Annotated in this window: 20 protein-coding genes and 1 tRNA gene; 9 read left to right on the forward strand and 12 right to left on the reverse strand. The window is 74.8% G+C overall.

Annotated elements, in window-relative coordinates:
• Positions 1 to 137 precede the first annotated feature (137 nt).
• A tRNA-Thr gene (locus tag DQ240_RS15020) sits at positions 138 to 210 on the reverse strand.
• 133 nt (positions 211 to 343) lie between these two features.
• On the opposite strand from DQ240_RS15020, the gene DQ240_RS15025 reads away from it, so the two are divergent.
• Complete coding sequence (locus tag DQ240_RS15025) at positions 344 to 679, forward strand: DUF2695 domain-containing protein (protein ID WP_113840438.1); 336 nt, start codon at positions 344 to 346, stop codon at positions 677 to 679.
• A 4-nt stretch (positions 680 to 683) separates the two neighbouring features.
• Here DQ240_RS15025 and DQ240_RS15030 read toward each other — a convergent pair whose 3' ends face one another.
• Positions 684 to 1,355, reverse strand: coding sequence for a hypothetical protein (locus DQ240_RS15030; protein WP_147262002.1), 672 nt, complete (start codon positions 1,353 to 1,355; stop codon positions 684 to 686).
• A gap of 266 nt (positions 1,356 to 1,621) precedes the next feature.
• Between DQ240_RS15030 and DQ240_RS15035 the strand changes: the two genes are divergently transcribed.
• Genes DQ240_RS15035 through DQ240_RS23330 form a run of 3 tightly spaced genes read left to right on the forward strand, consistent with a single transcriptional unit; the run spans position 1,622 to position 4,408 of the window.
• Positions 1,622 to 2,869: a S1C family serine protease gene (locus DQ240_RS15035; RefSeq protein ID WP_113840440.1), complete on the forward strand. Its 1,248-nt coding sequence runs from the start codon at positions 1,622 to 1,624 to the stop codon at positions 2,867 to 2,869.
• A gap of 44 nt (positions 2,870 to 2,913) precedes the next feature.
• The gene (locus DQ240_RS15040) at positions 2,914 to 4,194 is read left to right on the forward strand and encodes a DUF445 domain-containing protein (protein ID WP_113840441.1); all 1,281 of its coding nucleotides are present in this window, start codon (positions 2,914 to 2,916) and stop codon (positions 4,192 to 4,194) included.
• A 43-nt stretch (positions 4,195 to 4,237) separates the two neighbouring features.
• Entirely contained in the window at positions 4,238 to 4,408 is a 171-nt protein-coding gene (locus tag DQ240_RS23330; protein WP_158548737.1) for a hypothetical protein, read from the forward strand.
• Between the two features lie 26 nt (positions 4,409 to 4,434).
• On the opposite strand, the gene rlmB is transcribed toward DQ240_RS23330, so the two are convergent.
• Genes rlmB through DQ240_RS15065 form a run of 5 tightly spaced genes read right to left on the reverse strand, consistent with a single transcriptional unit; the run spans position 4,435 to position 8,480 of the window.
• The gene (gene rlmB, locus DQ240_RS15045) at positions 4,435 to 5,388 is read right to left on the reverse strand and encodes a 23S rRNA (guanosine(2251)-2'-O)-methyltransferase RlmB (RefSeq protein WP_113840550.1); all 954 of its coding nucleotides are present in this window, start codon (positions 5,386 to 5,388) and stop codon (positions 4,435 to 4,437) included.
• Complete coding sequence (gene cysS / locus DQ240_RS15050; protein WP_113840442.1) at positions 5,388 to 6,791, reverse strand: cysteine--tRNA ligase; 1,404 nt, start codon at positions 6,789 to 6,791, stop codon at positions 5,388 to 5,390. The genes rlmB and cysS overlap by 1 nt, the downstream gene beginning before the upstream one ends.
• Entirely contained in the window at positions 6,788 to 7,297 is a 510-nt protein-coding gene (gene ispF, locus DQ240_RS15055) for a 2-C-methyl-D-erythritol 2,4-cyclodiphosphate synthase (protein ID WP_113840443.1), read from the reverse strand. The genes cysS and ispF overlap by 4 nt, the downstream gene beginning before the upstream one ends.
• Positions 7,294 to 7,956, reverse strand: a complete 663-nt coding sequence (ispD, locus tag DQ240_RS15060; RefSeq protein ID WP_113840444.1) for a 2-C-methyl-D-erythritol 4-phosphate cytidylyltransferase — start codon at positions 7,954 to 7,956, stop codon at positions 7,294 to 7,296. Before ispD ends, ispF begins: the two co-directional genes overlap by 4 nt.
• 41 nt (positions 7,957 to 7,997) lie before the next feature.
• A complete protein-coding gene (locus tag DQ240_RS15065; protein WP_113840445.1) occupies positions 7,998 to 8,480 on the reverse strand; it encodes a CarD family transcriptional regulator in 483 nt (160 codons plus the stop codon).
• 156 nt (positions 8,481 to 8,636) lie between these two features.
• Between DQ240_RS15065 and DQ240_RS15070 the strand changes: the two genes are divergently transcribed.
• Entirely contained in the window at positions 8,637 to 9,461 is an 825-nt protein-coding gene (locus DQ240_RS15070) for a UbiA family prenyltransferase (protein WP_233498732.1), read from the forward strand.
• 17 nt (positions 9,462 to 9,478) lie between these two features.
• On the opposite strand, the gene DQ240_RS15075 is transcribed toward DQ240_RS15070, so the two are convergent.
• The 3 genes from DQ240_RS15075 to DQ240_RS15085 all read right to left on the reverse strand — a co-directional run bounded on the left by DQ240_RS15075 (position 9,479) and on the right by DQ240_RS15085 (position 12,705).
• Positions 9,479 to 10,405, reverse strand: a complete 927-nt coding sequence (locus DQ240_RS15075) for a hypothetical protein (RefSeq protein WP_233498733.1) — start codon at positions 10,403 to 10,405, stop codon at positions 9,479 to 9,481.
• A gap of 8 nt (positions 10,406 to 10,413) precedes the next feature.
• Positions 10,414 to 11,043 (reverse strand): RNA polymerase sigma factor, encoded by a 630-nt coding sequence (locus DQ240_RS15080; RefSeq protein ID WP_113840447.1) that lies wholly within the window; start codon positions 11,041 to 11,043, stop codon positions 10,414 to 10,416.
• 87 nt (positions 11,044 to 11,130) lie between these two features.
• A complete protein-coding gene (locus tag DQ240_RS15085; RefSeq protein WP_113840448.1) occupies positions 11,131 to 12,705 on the reverse strand; it encodes a cryptochrome/photolyase family protein in 1,575 nt (524 codons plus the stop codon).
• A 104-nt stretch (positions 12,706 to 12,809) separates the two neighbouring features.
• On the opposite strand from DQ240_RS15085, the gene DQ240_RS15090 reads away from it, so the two are divergent.
• The 3 genes from DQ240_RS15090 to disA all read left to right on the forward strand — a co-directional run bounded on the left by DQ240_RS15090 (position 12,810) and on the right by disA (position 16,203).
• A complete protein-coding gene (locus DQ240_RS15090; protein ID WP_113840449.1) occupies positions 12,810 to 13,631 on the forward strand; it encodes a hypothetical protein in 822 nt (273 codons plus the stop codon).
• Between the two features lie 42 nt (positions 13,632 to 13,673).
• Positions 13,674 to 15,038 (forward strand): DNA repair protein RadA, encoded by a 1,365-nt coding sequence (gene radA / locus DQ240_RS15095; protein WP_113840450.1) that lies wholly within the window; start codon positions 13,674 to 13,676, stop codon positions 15,036 to 15,038.
• A gap of 79 nt (positions 15,039 to 15,117) precedes the next feature.
• Positions 15,118 to 16,203, forward strand: coding sequence for a DNA integrity scanning diadenylate cyclase DisA (gene disA, locus DQ240_RS15100; protein ID WP_113840451.1), 1,086 nt, complete (start codon positions 15,118 to 15,120; stop codon positions 16,201 to 16,203).
• A gap of 18 nt (positions 16,204 to 16,221) precedes the next feature.
• Here disA and DQ240_RS15105 read toward each other — a convergent pair whose 3' ends face one another.
• Positions 16,222 to 16,914 carry a MucR family transcriptional regulator gene (locus tag DQ240_RS15105; protein WP_113840452.1) on the reverse strand — a complete coding sequence of 231 codons (693 nt, stop codon included), beginning with the start codon at positions 16,912 to 16,914 and terminating at the stop codon, positions 16,222 to 16,224.
• A gap of 77 nt (positions 16,915 to 16,991) precedes the next feature.
• Here DQ240_RS15105 and DQ240_RS15110 point away from each other — a divergent pair, with 77 nt between their 5' ends.
• Complete coding sequence (locus DQ240_RS15110; protein ID WP_304550445.1) at positions 16,992 to 17,903, forward strand: A/G-specific adenine glycosylase; 912 nt, start codon at positions 16,992 to 16,994, stop codon at positions 17,901 to 17,903.
• Positions 17,904 to 18,036: 133 nt separating this feature from the next.
• On the opposite strand, the gene DQ240_RS15115 is transcribed toward DQ240_RS15110, so the two are convergent.
• Positions 18,037 to 20,574 (reverse strand): ATP-dependent Clp protease ATP-binding subunit, encoded by a 2,538-nt coding sequence (locus DQ240_RS15115; protein ID WP_113840453.1) that lies wholly within the window; start codon positions 20,572 to 20,574, stop codon positions 18,037 to 18,039.
• Between the last annotated feature and the right edge of the window lie 89 nt (positions 20,575 to 20,663).

Genomic DNA, 20,663 nt, shown 5'->3' on the forward strand with positions numbered 1-20,663 from the left:
TCCGCCACGCTCAACTCCCTCATCGAGGGAGCGTCAAGGATCAGCCGAAACAGCTGTCAACCATCAACCGCAACACTGTCGCGCCTCACCCGAAGCCCCGTGGTCAAGCATCAGGCGAGACAACACAGCTTCGACTGAGCCGACGAGGGGACTCGAACCCCTAACCGCCCGATTACAAGTCGGGTGCGCTACCAATTGCGCCACGTCGGCGGGACGCGGGAGCCCGCGCCGGCACAAGGATAGGGACAGCCCCCTCGTCGACCCGCGGGCCGCCGACCACCGGCGTCGTCCGATCAGGCGATCCGCGTGGCGGGGCGCCGCGCCCCCGTCCCATGCTGCGCGGATGACGACGGAGGACGAGAAGGCCCGGCGCAAGCAGCTCAAGGACGACTACCTGCGCGCGGAGCAGGCCGCGAACGCCGCGCTCATGCCGATCGACCGCGACCAGCTGGAGTCGCTGCTCGACCACGTCGACGCGGCACTGGAGGAGGCGGGCGGGTGCGACGACAGCCCGCGCTTCACCGACGAGTGGGCCGAGCAGCACGGCGTCGACGTCGACCGGCTGCACGAGGGGCTGCTCGAGTGGGGCGGCGGCTGCGACTGCGAGGTCGTCGCTAACGTCGAGCCCGAGCTGGTCTTCGACCCGGTCCGCCAGCCGCGGGAGCGGCCGGACCGGTAGGCACTCAGGCGGCGTCGGTGCCCGTCGCGCCGGCGCGCAGGTACCGCGCCGGATCGGTGGCCGACAGCGGCCCCGCGGCGAGCCAGCGCGCGAAGCCGGCCGGGTCCCGCCGCTCCAGCTCGTCGAGCACCGCCTCGCGGCGGCGGACGATCGCCGCCCGCGACCGCGGGTCCAGCGTCAGGCCGAGCGCGGCCGACGTCGACGTCCACTCCTGCGCCAGCGCCTCGATGCGCAGCCCCGCCAGCGGAGTGGCCGGCGAGGAGCTCGCGGCGACGTTCCCCGTCACGACCGTCGGACGCGCCGCCGGGGCCGGCGAGGGCGAGGGCCGCGCGGGCGGAGCCGCCGCGACGGACGGCGACGGCTTCGCGGCCGGGCCGGTGCGCACCATCCAGTAGGCCAGACCGGCGACCCCGGCCGCCGCCCCGACCAGCGTCGTCACCAGCGCGCCGGCGATCGCGGCGACACCGGAGAGCACGAGCAGCACCGCCACGGTCGCGGCCGCGGTCTGCCAGGTGGCCTCCAGGGTGGCCCGCAGGTCGTCGTCGGAGGACTCCCGGGTGATGCCGGCCGCCAGGGCACCGGTGACGACGGCGGCGAGGCCGACCGCCAGGAGGCCGGCGGGTCGCAGCGACAGACCGCCCACGAGGGCGACCACGCCGACGACGACGAGCGCCACGCAGGCGAGGCAACGGACGAGCAGACCGCGGGACGACACGGGACGGCCTCCGGGACGGGCGGGTCGGGCAGGGGCGGCGCCACCGGGACGGTCGCTCGCCGCCGCCCCCTACCCACCACGTCCGGGGCCACACCGCGGCGGCGGCGTGTCGGGACCCTCGGCGTGTCGTCCCAGGGACCTCACAGCCGCCGTCCAGCCCGGCCCGAGCACGCGCGCCGACCGTGGTCCCCGGGCAGCGAACGGCTGCGTCGGAGGAGGAGACCGAGATGGACCAGCAGGACCCGCAGGACACGACCGGCCACGGCATGCAGCACCCGGGGACCCCGGGCCCCGTCCCGCCGGCGTGGGCCCCGCCCGCTCCCCCGCCCGTCTGGCAGCCGGCGCCCGCCCTCGCCACGGCCGTGCCCGCTCCGGACCGCCGGGCCGGGAAGCTGCGGATCGGCATCGCCGGCCTCGTCGCGGGGGCGCTGATCGGCGGCGGCGCGGGTGCCGGTGTGGTCGCGCTGACCGGCGACGACGGCGGCGCCGGCGGGACCACCCCCGTGGCCGCCCAGGCGGTCACCATCACCGATCCGGAGAACGCGACCGCGGTGACGGCGGCCGCCGCCAAGGCCAGCCCGAGCGTGGTCACCGTGTACGTGAGCAGCGGCTCGGCCGGCGGCAGCGGCTCGGGCGTCGTCCTCACCGACGACGGCTACGTCCTCACCAACGACCACGTGGTGTCGCTGGACGGCAGCACCACCACCGCGGAGGTCCAGGTGCGCACCTCCGACGGCACGTTGTACGACGCCACCGTCGTCGGCACCGACCCCACCTCGGACCTCGCGGTCCTCCGGCTGGACGGTGCGAGCGACCTGACGGCGGCCACGTTCGCCGACTCCGACGACGTCCAGGTCGGCGACCTCGCCGTGGCCATCGGCGCGCCCCTCGGCCTGTCCGACACGGTGACCGACGGCATCGTCAGCGCGACCGACCGCGCGGTCGCCACCGGCTCCACGCAGGACGACGCCACGGTCATCGACGCGCTGCAGACCGACGCGGCCATCAACCCCGGCAACTCCGGCGGGGCGCTGGTCGACGCGGCCGGCGAGGTCATCGGGATCAACACGGCGATCGCCACCGTGGCCTCGGGCGCGCCCGGGTCCAGCCAGAGCGGCAGCATCGGCGTCGGGTTCGCGATCCCCAGCAACACCGCGCAGCGGATCGCCGAGGAGATCATCGCCGACGGGACCGCCGACACGGCCTACCTCGGCGTGAGCGCCCGGACCGCCGGGGACGAGGAGGTCGGCACCGGCGCCCAGGTGGTCCAGGTCCAGCCCGGCTCACCGGCGGCCGAGGCGGGCCTGACGGCCGGCGACGTCGTCACCGCGGTCGGCGACCGGCCGGTCACCACCTCGACCGAGCTGACGGCGGCCGTGCGCAGCTACGCACCCGGCCAGGAGGTCGCGCTCACCGTCGAGCGCGACGGTCGGACGAGCACCGTCGATGTCACGCTGGCCACCGCCGCGGGCTGAGGGAGCGCGGCGCCGATCGGGCGGGGTGCCTAGGCTCGGGGACGATGCCGGCACCCCGCCCGACCGCACCCCTCACGGGCTCGCTCGACGACCCCCAGCGGGCGCGCGACCTCGCTCGGATGAAGCGGCTGGCGACCGGGCTCTTCCTGCTGGCCGCCGCCGTCTTCCTCGCGTGCGTGCTCATCGGCGAGGACGGCGGCGCCTGGGTCGGCTACGTGCGGGCCACCGCCGAGGCCTCGATGGTCGGCGCGCTGGCCGACTGGTTCGCCGTCACCGCGCTGTTCCGGCACCCGCTGCGGCTGCCGATCCCGCACACGGCGATCATCCCGCGCAAGAAGGACCAGATCGGCGCGAGCCTGGGCGCGTTCGTGCAGGAGAACTTCCTGACCCGGGCGGTGGTCGAGGAGAAGCTCGCCACCGTCGACGTCCCCGGCCGGCTGGGCGCGTTCCTGGCCGCCCCCGGCCGGGCCGAGCGCCTCGCCGGTGACGCCGCGGCCGCCCTGTCCGGTGTGACCGACCTGCTGCGCGACGAGGACATCCAGCCCGCGGTGGCCGCCCTGGTCGACCGCAAGCTGCACGAGACCCCGGCCGCCCCGGTCCTGGCCCGGGTGCTGGAGCTGGTCGTCGAGGGCGACCGGCACCAGGAGGTGCTGTCGGCGGCGCTGCGCTACATGGCCCGCTTCCTGGAGGAGAACCGGGTCGTCTTCCGCGCCCAGCTCGGCGATGCCTCCCCCGCCTGGGTGCCCGACTGGGTGGACGACCGGATCTTCACCCGCGCCTTCGCCGGCCTGCAGGAGTTCCTCGAGGAGGTCGGCGCCGACCGGCACCACGAGCTGCGCCGGGTGTACGACGCCCGGCTGCGGGACTACGTGCACCGGCTGCGCACCGACGAGGCGACGGCGGCGCGGGTCGAGGAGTTCAAGAAGGACCTGCTGGAGCACCCGGCGATCCGCACCTGGTCGGCGTCGCTGTGGACCAACGCCAAGGACTCGTTCCTCACCGCGGCCGCCGACCCCGACTCGGCGCTGCGGGCGCGGGTCACCGGGCTGATCCGCGACGGCGCCCAGCTGCTCCAGACCGACCCGACGGCCCGCGAGCTGGTGCAGCGGCAGACCCGCCGCGCGGTCGGCTACCTGGTGGAGCGGTTCTCCGGGGACCTCGCCGACGTCGTCGGCAGCACCGTCGCCCGGTGGGACACCGAGGAGACCAGCCGGCGCATCGAGCTCCAGGTCGGCCGGGACCTGCAGTTCATCCGGATCAACGGCACCGTCGTCGGCGGTCTGGCCGGCCTGGTCATCTACTCGGTCGCGCAGCTGCTCGGCTGAGTCGCGACTCGTCCGGTCCGGCCGGACCTGCCACGCTGGGGTCGTGGCCGAGTCCAGGTACCGCCTCCCCGAAGACGAGTTCCTCTCCGGCGCCCGGGTGCCGGTGGACGACCAGGTCGAGGTGCAGTCCGACCCGGTGCCACCACCCGCCGGCTGGCGCGCGGACACGGCCCCGTGGGCCGACGGCGCCGGCGCGGACACCGACGGCGACTGACCGGGCGCGGCCGGCAGCTGCGGCCGTCAGCGTCGGGCGGCGCCTGCGGCGTACAGCGCGATGCCGGCGGCGACGCTGACGTTGAGCGACTCGGTGTCGCGGGTGATCGGGATGCGGACGACGACGTCGCAGCGCTCCCGGACCAGCCGCGACAACCCGGTGCCCTCGGCGCCGACCACGAGCGCGACCGGGTCGGCGAAGCCGTCGTAGTCGTGCAGGTCGACGTCGCCGTCGCCGGCCAGGCCGACGGTCTGCAGGCCGGCGTCCTGGTAGGAGCCCAGCGCCCGGGCCAGGTTGACCGCGCGCGCCACCGGCAGGCGGGCGGCGGCACCGGCGCTGGTGCGCCAGGCCGAGGCCGTCATGCCCACCGAGCGCCGCTGCGGCACGACGACGCCGTGGGCGTCGAACGCCGCGGCCGAGCGGACCACGGCACCGAGGTTGCGCGGGTCGGTGACGCCGTCCATCGCGACCACCAGCGGTGGCCGGCCGGAGTTGCGGGCGAGGTCGAGCAGGTCGTCGGGGTGCGCGTACTCGTACGGCGGCACCTGCAGACCGATGCCCTGGTGCAGCGCGTGGTTGGACATGCGGTCGAACTCGGCCTTGCCCACCTCGAGCAGCGGCAGCCCGCGGTCGGCGGCGAGGGTGAGCGCCTCGGTGATCCTCTCGTCGGAGCGGCCGGCGTCGGTGACCACGTAGAGCGCGGTCGCGGGGATCTCCGCCCGCAGCGCCTCCACGACCGGGTTGCGGCCCAGCAGCAGCTCCGGCGCCTCCTCGGCGCGCTGGCGGCTGCGGTCGCGCTCGGTCCGGCGCCGGGCCTCGGCCTGGGCCTTGCGCTGGGCGGGGTGCCCGTAGCGCTGCTCGGCGGGGGGCGTGGCGCCCCGGCCGGCGAGCGAGCGGCGGTTCTTGCCGCCGGTGCCGGCGGTCGCGGTCTTCTTGCCGGCGCCGGTGGGCCGGCCGCGGCGCTGACTGTTGCCGGCCATCAGCGGCTCAGCTCCCATCGGGGTCCGGCCGGGGTGTCCTCGACCTGCACACCGAGGGCGGTGAGCTGGTCGCGGACCGCGTCGGCGGTGGTGAAGTCCTTGCGGGCGCGGGCAGCCTGCCGCTGCTCCAGCGCCAGGCGCACGAGGCCGTCGGTCACCTCGGCCAGCTGGTCGTCCGAGCTGCCGCCGCCGGCCCACTGGCGGTCGAGCGGGTCGAGCCCGAGGACGTCGAGCATCCCTCGCACCGCGCCCAGGGCGGTCCGGGTCGCGTCGTCGTCGGCACGGTCGAGGGCGCTGTTGCCGTCGCGCACGGTGTCGTGGACGACGCCCACCGCGGCGGAGGTCCGCAGGTCGTCGTCCATCGCCGCGTCGAACGCCTCCGGGCGCTCCCCCGGCGCGACGTCCCCGACCCGCTCGACGGCCCGGCGGACGAAGGACTCGATCCGCCGGTAGGCGACCCCGGCCTCCTGCAGCGCGGCGTCGGTGAACTCGATGGTCGACCGGTAGTGCGGCGTGACCAGGTAGTAGCGCAGCTCGACGGGGCGGACCCGCGTGACGACCTCGTCGACCAGGGCGGTGTTGCCCATCGACTTGCTCATCTTCTCGCCGCCGAGGGTGACCCAGCCGTTGTGCACCCAGTAGCGGGCGAAGGCGTCGCCGGCGGCCCGGGACTGCGCCTGCTCGTTCTCGTGGTGCGGGAAGCGCAGGTCCAGCCCGCCGCCGTGGATGTCGAACTCGGCACCCAGGTACTTCCCGGCCATCGCCGAGCACTCCAGGTGCCAGCCCGGGCGCCCGCGCCCCCAAGGGGTCGGCCAGGACGCCGTCGGCGGCTCGCCGGGCTTCTCGGCCTTCCACAGCGCGAAGTCGCGCGGGTCGCGCTTGCGGTCGTCGGTGTCGGTGTCGGCCGCCGGCTGCAGGTCGTCGACCCGCTGCCCGGTGAGCGCGCCGTAGTCGGGGAACGAGCGGACGTCGAAGTAGACGTCGCCGTCGACCGCGTAGGCGTGCCCGCGCTCGACGAGCCGCTGCATCAGCTCGACCATCTCGGGCACGTGCCCGGTCGCGCGCGGCTCGTACGTGGGCGGCAGCACGCCGAGGACGTCGTAGGCGCGGGTGCAGGCGAGCTCGTTCTCGTAGGCCCAGGCCCACCACGGCACACCGTTGGCCTCGGCCTTGGCGAGGATCTTGTCGTCGATGTCGGTGACGTTCCGGACCAGCGTCACCCGGTGCCCGGTGGCGGTCAGCCAGCGGCGCAGGACGTCGAAGTTCAGGGCGGCCCGGACGTGCCCGATGTGCGGCGGCCCCTGCACCGTGAGCCCGCAGACGTACATCGAGACCTCACCCGCGCGCAGGGGTGCGAAGTCGCGGACCGCACGGGCTGCGGTGTCGTGGAGGCGGAGGCTCACCGCGCGGAGTCTACGGAGGACGCCGGGGTGGCCGTCCTCACCACCAGCGCGGTCGCCATCGCGGCGCGCCCCTCGCCCCGCCCGACCAGGCCCAGCCCGTCGGTCGTCGTGCCCGAGACGCTGACCGGTGCGCCGAGCGCGGCCGACAGCACCGCCTCCGCCTCGGCCCGCCGCGGGCCCAGCTTCGGCATCGGCGCGATCAGCTGGACGGTGGCGTTGCCGACCTGCCAGCCGGCGGCGGCGAGCACCTCGCGGACGTGCTCCAGGACCGCCACCCCGCGGGCACCGGCCCAGCGCGGGTCGTCGGTGCCGAGGAGCCCGCCGATGTCGCCGAGCCCGGCCGCGGAGAGGACGGCGTCGGTCAGCGCGTGGGCGACGACGTCGCCGTCGGAGTGCCCGGCGCAGCCGTCGACACCGGGCCACTGCAGGCCGGCCAGCCAGCACTCGCGGCCGGGTTCGACGGGGTGGACGTCGACGCCGCTGCCCACCCGCGGCAGCTCGGTCACCGGGCCACCTGCAGCTCGGCGAGGGCCAGGTCGTGGGCCACGGTGACCTTCGCGCACCGCTCGTCACCGGCGACCGTGCCGACCGGGACGCCGGCGGCACGGACCACCGCGGCGTCGTCGGTGAGCTCGGCGCCGGCCGGGAGACGGTCGTACGCGGCGGCCAGCGTGGCGCGGTCGAAGCCCTGCGGGGTCTGCACGCGGCGGAGGGTGGCGCGGTCGGGCGCCGCGGCGACCACACCGGCGTCGTCCACCACGACGGTGGTGTCGACGACCGGGAGCACCGGGACGACCGCGGGGGCACCGGCGGCGAGCGCGGCGAGCACCCGCGCGACGACGTCGGGCGGGGTCAGCGGCCGGGCGGCGTCGTGCACGAGGACGGCGGTCGCGGCCGGGTCCACGGCGGCCAGCGCGGCGCGGACCGAGGCGGTGCGGGTGGCCCCGCCGTCGACCAGCCGGCTGCCGGCGGGGAGCGCCGCGGCGAACGCGTCACGCTCCTCGGCCGGGACGGCGACGACGACCTCGTCCACGCCGCCGTCGAGCAGTGTCGCCACCGCCCAGGCGACGAGCGGGCGCCCGCCGAGCGGGACCAGCGCCTTCGGGCGATCTGCCCCCAGACGCAGACCACTCCCGGCCGCTGCGACGATGCCGACAGCGTGCACGGGAGTGGTCCGGTGGTTCGGGGAGAGCGCGGGGCTGACGCTCAGCTGGCGAGGACCTCGTCGAGGAGGATCTCGGCCTTGTCCTCGTTGGTGCCCTCGGCGAGTGCGAGCTCGCTGACCAGGATCTGACGGGCCTTGGAGAGCATCCGCTTCTCGCCGGCGGACAGGCCGCGGTCCTTGTCGCGACGCCACAGGTCACGCACGACCTCGGCCACCTTGTTCACGTCGCCGGAGGCGAGCTTCTCGAGGTTGGCCTTGTACCGGCGGGACCAGTTGGTCGGCTCCTCGGTGTGCGGGGCGCGGAGGACCTCGAAGACCCGGTCCAGCCCCTCCTGACCGACGACGTCACGGACGCCGACGATCTCTGCGTTGTCGGCCGGCACGCGCACGGTCAGGTCGCCCTGGGCGACCTTCAGCACGAGGTAGGCACGCTCTTCGCCCTTGATGACGCGAGTCTCGATCGCCTCGATCAGAGCGGCACCGTGGTGCGGGTAGACGACGGTCTCGCCGACAGTGAAGCCCATGTGGATGTGACCCCTTTCGCTGTCCCCAGCCTACCACGGCAGACTGACTCCAGGGACCGTCCGCGAGTAGCAAAGGCGCAGGTCAGAAGGCACATGAGATACCCGGGAGGGGTTGACAGCGGCATGGTGGGTGTGCCTGCGGAGCCCCTCCGGAGGGTGCCGTCGGCCCGTGCGCTGGTGCTCGCGACGCACCCCGGTCCGGCGGTCGCGGTGACCACCGTGGCCACGCTCCTCGCCGTCGCCGCGGACGTGCCGGCGGGGCGCGTGGTGCTGGTGTGCCTGGCAGTCCTCGCAGGTCAGGCGTCCATCGGGTGGAGCAACGACTGGCTCGACGCCGACCGCGACCGGGCCGTCGCGCGGGCCGACAAGCCCGTCGTGCAGGGCGCGGTGGCCCCCTCCCTGCTCCGCTCCGCGGCGCTCGTGAGCGTCGTCCTGGCCGTCGTCCTGTCGCTGCTGCTGGGCCCGGCCGCCGGCACGCTCCTGCTCGTCCTGGTGGCCAGCGGATGGGCCTACAACGCCGGGCTGAAGCGCACCGCGGCGTCCGTGGTGCCCTACGTGACCGGGTTCGGGCTGCTGCCGGCCGGCGTCGTCGCCGCCGCGCCGGGCACCCCCGCGGCGCCCTGGTGGCTGATCGCCGCCGGCGGGGCGCTGGGAGCCGCGGCACACCTGGCCAACGTCGCGCCCGACATCGAGGAGGACCTGGCGACCGGGGTCCGGGGGCTGCCGCACCGGATCGGGGCGGCGGCGTCGGCGGTCACCGGCGCGGTGCTGCTGTTCGCCGGCTCCCTCGTGCTCGTCTTCGGACCGGCGGGACCCCCGTCGGCCGCGGCCTGGGTGGGGCTGGGCCTGGCGGCGCCGGCCGTCGTCGTCGCGGGCCTGTCGGGGTCGGAGCGGTCCCGGCGGCTGGCCTTCCCCGCCGTGATGCTCCTGACGGTGCTGGACGTCGTCCTGCTGCTGCTGGGCGGGGCCGCGCTCACCTGAGCGCGGCCCCGCACCCGTCAGCGGGGACCGCCGCCGTTCCCGTGGCCGTTGCCACCGCCGTTGCCGTTCCCGGAGCCGTTCCCGGCGCCGTTGCCGGAGCCGTTGCCACCGCCGTTGCCGTGGCCGCCCCCGGTCGTGGTGGTCGACGACGGAGCCACCGGAGCCGGGGCGGGCTCGGTGCCGGTCGTGTCGTCCTCGACCACGGGCATCGGCTGCTCGTGGACCGGGGCCGGAGCGACCGGCGCGCAGTCCTCGGCGGCCCGGTGGCCGTTGCGCACCTGCGCGAAGCAGCTCACGACCTCACCCCGGATGACCCCGGCCCCGGCACCTGCGCTCACCCACTGGCCGAAGCTCTGCGTGCCCTGCGGACCCTGCGCCCAGGTCTCGGCGGTGACGGGGACCTGCCCCGGGTCGGGGGTCGGCTCCTCGCCGGTCGCCTCCTCGTCGATCGCCTCCGCGCCGGTCGCCTCCTCGCCGCCGCCCGCCGGGAGGCCGTCGGTGGTGTCGTCCTCGTCCACCACGACGGCGCCCTCGTCGGCCGGCACCGGCTCGGAGGTGGCGCCGCTCGTGACGACGGCCGGGTCGTCGCCGGGCAGGGGCAGGACGTCGGTCGCCGCGCCGGTCAGGGCCAGGGCCGCGACGGCGCCCCCGGCGACGGACGCCTTGGCGACGGCGCCGGCGGCGGCGAACTTGGCGACGAGCGAGGTGAGGATCATGGGGCGTCTCTTCCGTGAGGCGGGTGCGGAGCGGCCGACCGTCGTCCGGGACGGATCGGCGAGCAGACCGGTCGCCAGCAGCTCGGCCAGGGCCGCGGTGGGCCGCCCGGGCGTGGTCGCCTCGGCCCGGAGCGCGTCGGTGAACGCGGTCAGGGCACGGGCGTCCGCGGATCCCGGGCGGCCGGCGAGGGCGGCCTCGAAGGCCTCCTCGGCGGCTCGGTCGTCCATCGGCGTGGTCATCTCGCTCCCGTCATCGCCGGACGGGCGGAAAGGGGTGCGCGGACCGGCCCGGTGCCACCCGCCGGGGTGGTCCCGGCCGGCGCCAGCTCCTCCCGCAGGCGGCGCAGACCTCGGCGCTGCAGCGCCTTGACCGAGCCGACCGACCGCCCCATCACCTCGGCCACCTGCTCGACGGTGAGGTCGGCGAGCACCCGCAGCAGCACGACCGACCGCTGGTCGGCCGGCAGCGCGGCGCACAGGCGGTGCACGGACTCGGTGCCCAGCCGCGTCAGGACGTCGTCCTCCACGTCGCCGCCGACCGAGTCGGCCGCCACGTCGCCGTCGTCGGCCAGCTGCGGACGACGGCCGCGCCGCCGCCAGTCGTCCACCAGCCGCCGGTGGGCGATCGTGAACACCCACGACCGCAGGCCCTGCTCGTCGCCGGTGAACCCGCCCAGTCCGCGGAAGACGTCCAGGAACGTCTCGCTCGCCAGGTCGTCGGGGTCGAGGGCGCCGTGCACGCGCAGGTAGCCGGTGACCGCCGGGGCGAGGTCGCGGTAGAGGACCTCGAAGGCCCACGCCGCACCCGCCCGGGCCGCCGCGAGGACCTCCTCGAACACCGGGCCCACACCTGGTCCCCTGGCCATCCGCACCTCCCGCCGCCTCCCCGTGGCAGGGAAGGCATCGGCAGGCCGACGCCGGAGCTGGACGACGTGTCGCCCGGACGGGGGCCGTCAGAGCGCGGTGGTGCCCCGGTCCCGCTCCTGCTCGACCACCAGCGGCAGGTCCTTCAGCCGGTCCAGGCCCTGCAGCGGGCGCCGCATCCGCTGGTTGCCGGCCAGCCGCTCGCGGTTGCGGTCGAGGAAGGCCCAGTACCCGGCGGTGTAGGGGCAGGCGTCCTCGCCGGTGCGCTTGCGCGGGTCGTAGCGGCAGCCGCCGCAGTAGTCGCTCATCCGGTCGATGTAGGCCCCGCCGGCGGCGTAGGGCTTCGTCGCGAGGACGCCGCCGTCGGCGTGCTGGCTCATCCCGACGACGTTGCCGACCATCACCCAGTCGTAGCCGTCGACGAACGAGCGGTGGAACCAGTCGGTCATCTCGAGCGGGTCGATCCCCCGCTGCAGCGCGTAGTTGCCGAGCACCATCAGCCGCGGGATGTGGTGCACCCAGCCGTCACGCCGCAGGTCGGTGAGGACGTCGGACATGCAGGCGGCGTCCACCGCGTCGCCGTCCAGGTCGGCCAACCAGTCCGGCACGCGCTCGGTGGCGGCGAGGGCGTTGTTGTGCCGGTAGTCACGGCCGAGGTACCAGTAGAGGTGCCAGATGTAGTCCCGCCAGCCCATGACCTGGCGGACGAAGCCCTCGACGCTGTTGAGCGGGAGCAGGTCCCCGGCGGCCGCGCGGTCGCGGGCGTGCTGCTCGGTGGCGACGACCACCTCCAGCGGGTCGAGCAGCCCGAGGTTGAGCGCGGGCGAGAGCAGCGAGTGCGCGAGCCAGCGGTCGCCGGCGAGCATCGCGTCCTCGTGCGGGCCGAAGGCCCCCAACCGGTGGTCCAGGAAGTCCTCGAGCCGGCGCAGCGCCTCGGCGCGGGTCGCCGGGAACAGCCGCGGGCCGTCGTCGCCGACGAAGGACACCAGCCCCTCGGCCTCCCACCGGTCGAGGTCGGCGCGGACCTCCGCGTCGATCTCGTCCTCCTCCGGCCACCACGGCTCGGGGACGCCGACCCGGCCGTCGGCCGGCGGGGGCTCCCGGTTCTCGGCGTCCAGGTTCCAGCGCCCGCCGACGGGCTCGGCGCCGTTCATGAGGACGTCGTGGCGCCGTCGCGAGTCCCGGTAGAAGTCCTCCATCAGCAGCCGTCTGCGCCGTCCACCCGCCCCGCCACCCCCGTCCGCCCTCCCGTCGGCCCAGGCGGCGAACTCCTCCTGGGTGGTCACGAAGCCGCGGGCGGCGAGCACCTGCAGGTCCCGACGGCGAAGGACGTAGTCGCGGCTGGACCAGGTCGTGGGCGCGCAGACCGACAGCGGCTCCCCCACCCGGTCCAGCGCCTCGGCGTACGTCGTCACCCGGTGCAGCTCGGCCTGCTCGCCCAGCTCGGCCGCGCGGTGCCGGAGCGCCGACAGCACCAGGTGCGCCTTCTGCCGGTGGAACCGGCGGCGCGCGAGGACCGCCCGCGACTCGATCAGCAGCACCGGCTGGTCGGGGTCGTCGAGGAAGTGCGGGCCGAGCTGGTCGGCGAAGCACCAGCGCCGCGTGTCCGGCGCGCGCGCCGGGAACGGGGCCAGCGCCGGGTCGACACCATCCCGGAGTGCCACGGCCTCACCTCCCGGCGGACATCGTGGGTCGACCGTTAGGCTCGGCGCGAATCAGGCCACCAACTCCCGGTGGCCGGCACGTGCTCCGCTGGAGGTCGACGGCTGTGAACCGCGCACTGCGCGCCGCCACGATGGGGGCCCTGCTGCTCACCCCGGTCGTCCTGACCGCCTGCAGCGCGGGACAGGTCAACCAGACCAGCTCGCAGGACCGCGACAAGGTCGGTCCCTCCGTGTCGGTCGGTGACCTGACGCTGCGCCAGGTGACCGTCGTCCACCCCTGCGAGGCGGGCGACGAGGAGGCGACGGCCTACGAGCAGGGCGACGATCCGGAGCTCGTGCTGACGATCGTCAACTCCGGCCGCGAGGACGACGTCCTCTCCGGCATCGAGGGCGAGCTGTTCGACGGCGTCTACGTCGACGAACTGCCCGACGAGACCCCCACCCCCACCGCGCAGCCGACGCCCGCCGCCCCGACGACGAGTGCCCCCGGCAGCGAGGCCGAGGAGACCGGCGCGCCCGGCACCAGCGGCGCGCCCGGCACGGGCACCGTCCCCACGCCCGCCGCTCCCGCCGCCCCCACGGCTGCGCAGCCGACGGCGACCGACAGCCCCGACATCGAGATCCCCGCCCAGTCGTCGATCACCATCGGCCTGCGGCAGTACGAGGAGGGCTCCCCCTGCGAGCCCGAGGTCGCGGCCGACACCCCGCGCCTGTTCCTCGCCGACCTCGACGTCGACGCGGACGCCCCGCTCACCCCGAGCCAGACGGTCGTCATGACGTTCACGTTCGAGAACGCCGGCGAGGTCTCGGTGGCGGCGCTGGTCTCCGGCCCGAGCGGCGAGCTGCCCCGCGGCGAGGCCTACGACTTCCACGAGGGTGAAGAGGGCGCCGAGTCCGGCAACGAGCAGGACACCGAGGCGGAGTAGCGCCTGCGCGGAATCGTCGTACCGCACGGTTAGCGTCGGGACGTGCCTCCCGCCGTCCGTACCGCCCGGCCCGCCCACCGCTGCACCGAGTGCGGGTACGCCTCGGCGAAGTGGGTGGGGCGCTGCCCGGAGTGCCAGGCCTGGGGCACCCTGCAGGAGGTCGGCGCCGCCCCCTCCGGCGGCCTCCGCGCCGTGAGCGCCGGGCCGGTGACCGCTCCCGCGCGGCCGATCGCCCAGGTCGAGCTGACCGGGGCGCGGGCCGTCCCGACCGGGATCCCGGAGTTCGACCGGGTGCTGGGCGGCGGTCTGGTGCCCGGCGCGGTGCTCCTGGTGGCCGGCGAGCCGGGCGTGGGCAAGTCCACGCTGCTGCTGGAGGTCGCCCACCGCGTCGCCGAGGCGAACGGCCCTGCCCTGGTGGTCTCCGGCGAGGAGTCGGCCGGGCAGGTCCGGCTGCGTGCCGAGCGGATCGGCGCGCTGCACGACCGGCTGTACCTCGCGGCCGAGACCGAGCTCTCCGCCGTCCTCGCGCACGTCGAGCAGGTGCAGCCCACCCTGCTCGTCCTCGACAGCATCCAGACCGTCCGCTCCCCCGCCGTCGACGGCACCGACGGCGGGGCCAGCCAGGTGCGCGCGGTGGCCAGCGCGCTCACCGCGGTGGCCAAGAGCCGCGGGATGACCACGATCCTCGTCGGTCACGTCACCAAGGACGGCGCGATCGCCGGGCCGCGCACGCTGGAGCACCTGGTCGACGTGGTCGTCTCCTTCGACGGCGAGCGGCACTCGACCCTGCGCCTGGTCCGCGCCACCAAGAACCGGTTCGGCCCCGCCGACGAGATCGGCTGCTTCGAGATCGGTGACGCCGGCGTGGTCGGGGTGCCCGACCCCTCGCACCTGTTCGTGTCCCGGCGGTCGGCGCCGGTGCCGGGCAGCTGCGTCACCGTGACGATGGAGGGCAGCCGTCCGCTGCTCGCCGAGGTGCAGGCGCTGGTCGCGCCCAGCGGCGGCGGCTCCCCGCGCCGGGCGGTGAGCGGCCTGGACCCGCAGCGGGTGGCGATGGTCAACGCCGTCCTGGAGCGACGCGGCGGCGTGCGGCTGGCCGAGGCCGACGTCTTCGCGGCCTCGGTCGGCGGGGTGAAGATCGCCGAGCCCGCGGCCGACCTGGCGCTCGCCCTCGCCATCGCGTCGGCGTCCCGGGACACGCCCCTGCCGGCCGGGATGGTCGCGGTCGGCGAGGTGGGGCTGTCCGGGGAGATCCGCCGCGTCGGCGGTACCGGCCGGCGGCTGGCCGAGGCGGCCCGGCAGGGCTACCGGGTGGCACTGGTCCCCGAGGACGCCGGCGCTCCCCCGGCGGGCATGCGGCTGATCGAGGTCCCCGACCTCGGCACCGCGCTCACCCGACTGAGCTGATCACCGACCGAGCCGCACCAGTACCGTTGCCTGCCACGTAGACTCAGCCGCCGCACCACGTCGACCGTCAGGAGCGCTCGTGCCCCCCGCTGTGGACACCGAGGCCGCGCTGCGCGAGCTCCTCGGCCGCATCGCCCCCGGCACGGCGCTGCGCGACGGCCTGGAGCGGATCCTGGCCGGCCGCACCGGGGCGCTGATCGTCCTCGGGTACGACCGGGTGGTCGAGTCCATCTGCACCGGCGGCTTCGCCCTCGACGTCGCGCTCTCGGCCACCCGGCTGCGCGAGCTCGCGAAGATGGACGGCGCGGTGATCGTGTCCTACGACGGTCTGCGGATCGTCCGGGCCGGCGTGCACCTCATGCCCGACCCCACCGTCCCGACCGAGGAGTCGGGCACCCGGCACCGGACCGCGGAGCGCGTCGCGATCCAGACCGGCTTCCCGGTCATCTCGGTCAGCCAGTCGATGCACATCATCAGCGTCTACGTGGCCGGCCGCCGGTACACCCTCGAGCACCCGACCACGATCCTCGCCCGCGCCAACCAGGCGCTGGCCGCGCTGGAGCGGTACAAGCTCCGCCTCGACGAGGTCGCCAGCACGCTGTCGGCGCTGGAGATCGAGGACCTGGTCACCGTCCGCGACGCGATGAGCGTCAGCCAGCGGCTGGAGATGGTGCGCCGCATCGCCGACGAGATCGAGGGCTTCGTCGTCGAGCTCGGCACCGACGGCCGCCTGCTGGCCCTGCAGCTCGACGAGATGCTCGCGGGGGTCGAGGAGGACCGCGGCCTGCTGGTGCAGGACTACGTGCCGGCCAGCGGGCGCCGGTCCCGCACCACCGAGCAGGTGCTCACCGACCTGCGCGCCCTGTCGGCCACGGAGCTGCTGGACCTGTCCGCCGTGGCGCGCTGCTACGGGCTGCCGACGTCGGCCGAGGCCCTCGACTCCCCGGTCAGCCCCCGCGGCTACCGGCTCCTCGCCCGGGTCCCGCGCCTCCCCGCCGGGATCATCGATCGGCTGGTCGACCACTTCGGCGGGCTGCAGAAGCTCCTCGCCGCCACCATCGAGGACCTGCTCGCGGTGGAGGGCGTCGGCGAGGCGCGGGCCCGCGGGATCCGCGAGGGCCTGTCCCGGCTGGCCGAGACCTCGATCCTCGACCGCTACAGCTGAGCGCGGCGCCGTCCCCGCTCAGGCGATGGTGAGCGGGGTGTCCGGGCTCGGGCGGGTGTCCAGGCGGCCGCGCAGAACGTACTGCCCCGCCGGCATCGCCGTTCGCGGCGCAGCGCAGCCCGGCTCGCTGGACAGCCCGCTCCAGACCAGCGGGAAGACGGCCTGCTCGCCCGGCGCCAGGAGCCGGACGTCGTCGCTGGACTCCGGCTGGCAGTCGTTGCTGCCCCACCGGCGTGCGCCGTCGCTGTCCAGCAGGACGATCTCCTGCAGCTCCGCGTCCAGCACCCGCGAGCAGGGCGCCGGGGACACGTTGGTGACCACGAGCTCCACGGTGGGCCCGCTGCCGACCGGCACGCTGGCCGGTGCACGGACCTCGACGGCGATCATCTCGTCGCTGCACGGGCCGCCGGGCTGCGGGCCGGTGTCGACCGGCACCTCCGGCGCCGGCGGGGGCACGGAGGCAGCCGCGGGGGGCGTGGGGGTCTGGACGCTGGCCAGCGAGGGGACGACCCGTTCCAGGGCCGGCGGCTCGGCCGGCTCCGGCGCCGCGGAGGAGCTGCTGGCGGCCGGCCGGGTCCCCTCGGGCTCCCGGGTGGCCAGGGCGACGCCCAGCCAGCCCCCGCCGCCCAGGACGGCGAGGAGCAGCGTCAGCACCATCAGCCGCCGCCGCCAGTAGACGGCGGCGGGGAGGGGCCCGACCGGGTGCAGCACGGCGAGAACCGTAGTGCGGCGCCGGACCGACCGAGCCCCCGGCGCGCCGGGTCCGGCGGACGGCACACTGGACCCCCGTGGAGAGCACCGCCCCGCCGTTCGTGGCACCCCCCGGCCTCACCGGTCCGGCCCTCGGGGAGGCGCTCGTGGACTGGTTCGCCGTCGCCGCGCGGGACCTCCCCTGGCGCCGGCCCGACACCGATCCGTGGGCGGTCCTGGTCAGCGAGGTGATGCTGCAGCAGACCCCGGTCGCCCGCGTGGAGCCCGTCTGGCGGGACTGGATGGCCCGCTGGCCGACCCCCGCGGACCTGGCCGCGGTCTCCCCCGCCGAGGTCATCCGCGCTTGGGGGAAGCTGGGCTACCCCCGGCGGGCGCTGCGGCTGCGCGAGACCGCCGTCGCCCTGGTCGAGCGGCACGGCGGCCAGGTGCCCGCCGACGTCCCCGCGCTCGAGGCCCTGCCCGGCATCGGCACGTACACCGCCCGGGCTGTCGCCTGCTTCGGTCACGGCCGGCCCCAACCGGTCGTCGACACCAACGTCCGCCGGGTGGTGGCACGGCTGGTGCACGGCCGGGCCGAGGCGCTGCCGGCACGCAGCAGCGACCTGGCCGACATCGCCGCGCTGACCCCTGCCGACACCGACCGCGCCGTCCGCTTCTCGGTGTCGGCGATGGAGCTCGGCGCCCTCGTGTGCGTGGCCCGGACGCCACGGTGCTCGGCGTGCCCGGTGCGGCTGTCGTGCGCCTGGCGGTCGGCCGGCTGTCCCGACGCCGAGGGGCCACCGCGGCGGGTGCAGAAGTTCGCGGGCACCGACCGGCAGGTCCGTGGGCGGCTGCTCGACGTCCTCCGGGCTGCGCACGAGCCGGTCCCCGCCGCCGAGCTGGACGCGGCCTGGGGCGACGCCCACCAGCGCTCGCGCTGCCTGGACTCGCTGCTCGCCGACGGGCTCGTCGAGCAGACCCCTGACGGCAGGTTCCGCCTCCCCGACTGACTCGACGAGATCTGCACAGTCGTCACCATCAGGCGCTGATGCCGACGAGTGTGCAGATCTCGTCGAGGGCGACGGGACGGCGAAGGGGCCGCCTCCCGGGTGGGAGACGGCCCCTGTCGTCGTGCTGGAGGAGTTACTCGGCGGCGGCCGCCGGGCCCTCCTCCTCGCCGTCGGCGCCCGAGAGGGCCACCGGCGGGGTGTCGGGCAGGTCGATCGGCTTGGCCTCGCCGCGGAAGGTGAACTTCTGCGCCGGGCCCTCGGCGTCGTCGACGTCCACCACGATGATCTGACCCGCGGTCAGCTCGCCGTAGAGGATCTTCTCCGACAGCGCGTCCTCGATCTCGCGCTGGATGGTCCGGCGCAGCGGCCGGGCACCCAGCACCGGGTCGAAGCCCCGCGCCGCCAGCAGCCGCTTGGCCGCCGGGGTGATCTCCAGCGACATGTCCTTGTTCGCCAGCTGGCTCTCGACGCGAGCGACCATCAGGTCGACGATCGTGATGATCTCGTTCTCGGTCAGCTGGTGGAACACGACGATGTCGTCGATGCGGTTGAGGAACTCCGGCCGGAAGTGCTGCTTGAGCTCCTCGTTGACCTTGAGCTTCATCCGCTCGTAGTTGCTGGTGTCGTCGTTCCCGGCCTGGAAGCCGAGGCCGACGGCCTTGGAGATGTCCCGCGTACCGAGGTTGGTCGTGAGGATCAGGATCGTGTTCTTGAAGTCCACGATCCGGCCCTGGCCGTCGGTGAGCCGGCCGTCCTCCAGCACCTGCAGGAGCGTGTTGAACACGTCCGCGTGCGCCTTCTCGATCTCGTCGAAGAGGACCACCGAGAACGGCTTGCGCCGCACCTTCTCGGTCAGCTGGCCACCCTCGTCGTAACCGACGTAGCCGGGAGGGGCACCGACGAGGCGGGAGACGGTGAAGCGGTCGTGGAACTCGCCCATGTCGATCTGGATGAGGGCGTCGTCCTCGCCGAACAGGAAGTTGGCCAGCGCCTTGGCGAGCTCGGTCTTACCGACACCCGAGGGGCCGGCGAAGATGAACGAGCCACCGGGGCGACGCGGGTCCTTGAGGCCCGCGCGGGTGCGCCGGATCGCCTGGCTGACGCTCTTGATGGCCTCTTCCTGGCCGATGATCCGCTTGTGGAGCTCGTCCTCCATGCGCAGCAGCCGGGAGGTCTCCTCCTCGGTCAGCTTGAACACGGGGATGCCGGTCCAGTTGGCGAGGACCTCGGCGATCTGCTCGTCGTCGACCTCGGCGACGACGTCCATGTCGCCGGCCTTCCACTGCTTCTCGCGCTCGGCCTTCTCGGCGAGGAGGGTCTTCTCCTTGTCGCGCAGCGACGCGGCCTTCTCGAAGTCCTGCGCGTCGATCGCCGACTCCTTCTCGCGGCGGACGCCGGCGATCTTGTCGTCGAACTCGCGCAGGTCCGGCGGGGCGGTCATCCGCTTGATCCGCATCCGGGCGCCGGCCTCGTCGATCAGGTCGATCGCCTTGTCCGGCAGGAAGCGGTCGGAGATGTACCGGTCGGCCAGCGTCGCGGCGGCGACGAGGGCGCCGTCGGTGATGCTGATCCGGTGGTGCGCCTCGTAGCGGTCGCGCAGGCCCTTGAGGATCTCGATGGTGTGCTGCAGCGTCGGCTCGCCGACCTGGATGGGCTGGAAGCGGCGCTCGAGAGCGGCGTCCTTCTCCAGGTGCTTGCGGTACTCGTCGAGCGTCGTGGCACCGATGGTCTGCAGCTCGCCACGGGCCAGCATCGGCTTGAGGATGCTGGCGGCGTCGATCGCGCCCTCCGCGGCACCGGCCCCGACGAGGGTGTGGATCTCGTCGATGAACAGGATGATGTCGCCGCGGGTGCGGATCTCCTTGAGGACCTTCTTCAGCCGCTCCTCGAAGTCACCGCGGTATCGGGAACCGGCGACGAGCGCACCGAGGTCCAGCGTGTAGAGCTGCTTGTCCTTGAGCGTCTCGGGCACCTCGCCCTTGACGATCGCCTGGGCCAGACCCTCGACGACGGCGGTCTTGCCGACGCCGGGCTCGCCGATGAGGACCGGGTTGTTCTTCGTGCGGCGCGACAGCACCTGCATGACCCGCTCGATCTCCTTGGCCCGCCCGATGACCGGGTCGAGCTTGGAGTCGCGCGCGGCCTGGGTGAGGTTGCGGCCGAACTGGTCGAGCACCAGGGAGGTCGACGGCGTGCCCTCGGCGGGGCCACCGGCCGCGGCCGGCTCCTTGCCCTGGTAACCCGAGAGCAGCTGGATGACCTGCTGGCGGACGCGGTTGAGGTCGGCGCCCAGCTTCACGAGGACCTGGGCGGCGACGCCCTCGCCCTCGCGGATCAGGCCGAGCAGGATGTGCTCGGTGCCGATGTAGTTGTGGCCGAGCTGCAGCGCCTCGCGCAGGGACAGCTCGAGCACCTTCTTGGCGCGCGGGGTGAAGGGGATGTGACCGGACGGGGCCTGCTGGCCCTGGCCGATGATCTCCTCCACCTGCTGACGGACGCCCTCCAGCGAGATGCCGAGGGACTCGAGCGCCTTGGCGGCGACACCCTCACCCTCGTGGATCAGGCCCAGGAGGATGTGCTCGGTGCCGATGTAGTTGTGGTTGAGCATCCGGGCCTCTTCCTGGGCCAGGACAACAACGCGGCGGGCTCGGTCGGTGAACCGTTCGAACATCTGCTGCTTCTCCTTCGACCGGCTGGTCCGGCACTGTCCTCCCCGTCTGTGGGGAGGAGCACCCGACATCCGTCGGCGCGCTGGGGCAC

The sequence above is a fragment of the Blastococcus sp. TF02A-26 genome (assembly GCF_003319125.1).
In the GTDB taxonomy this organism is placed as follows: Bacteria; Actinomycetota; Actinomycetes; order Mycobacteriales; family Geodermatophilaceae; genus Trujillonella.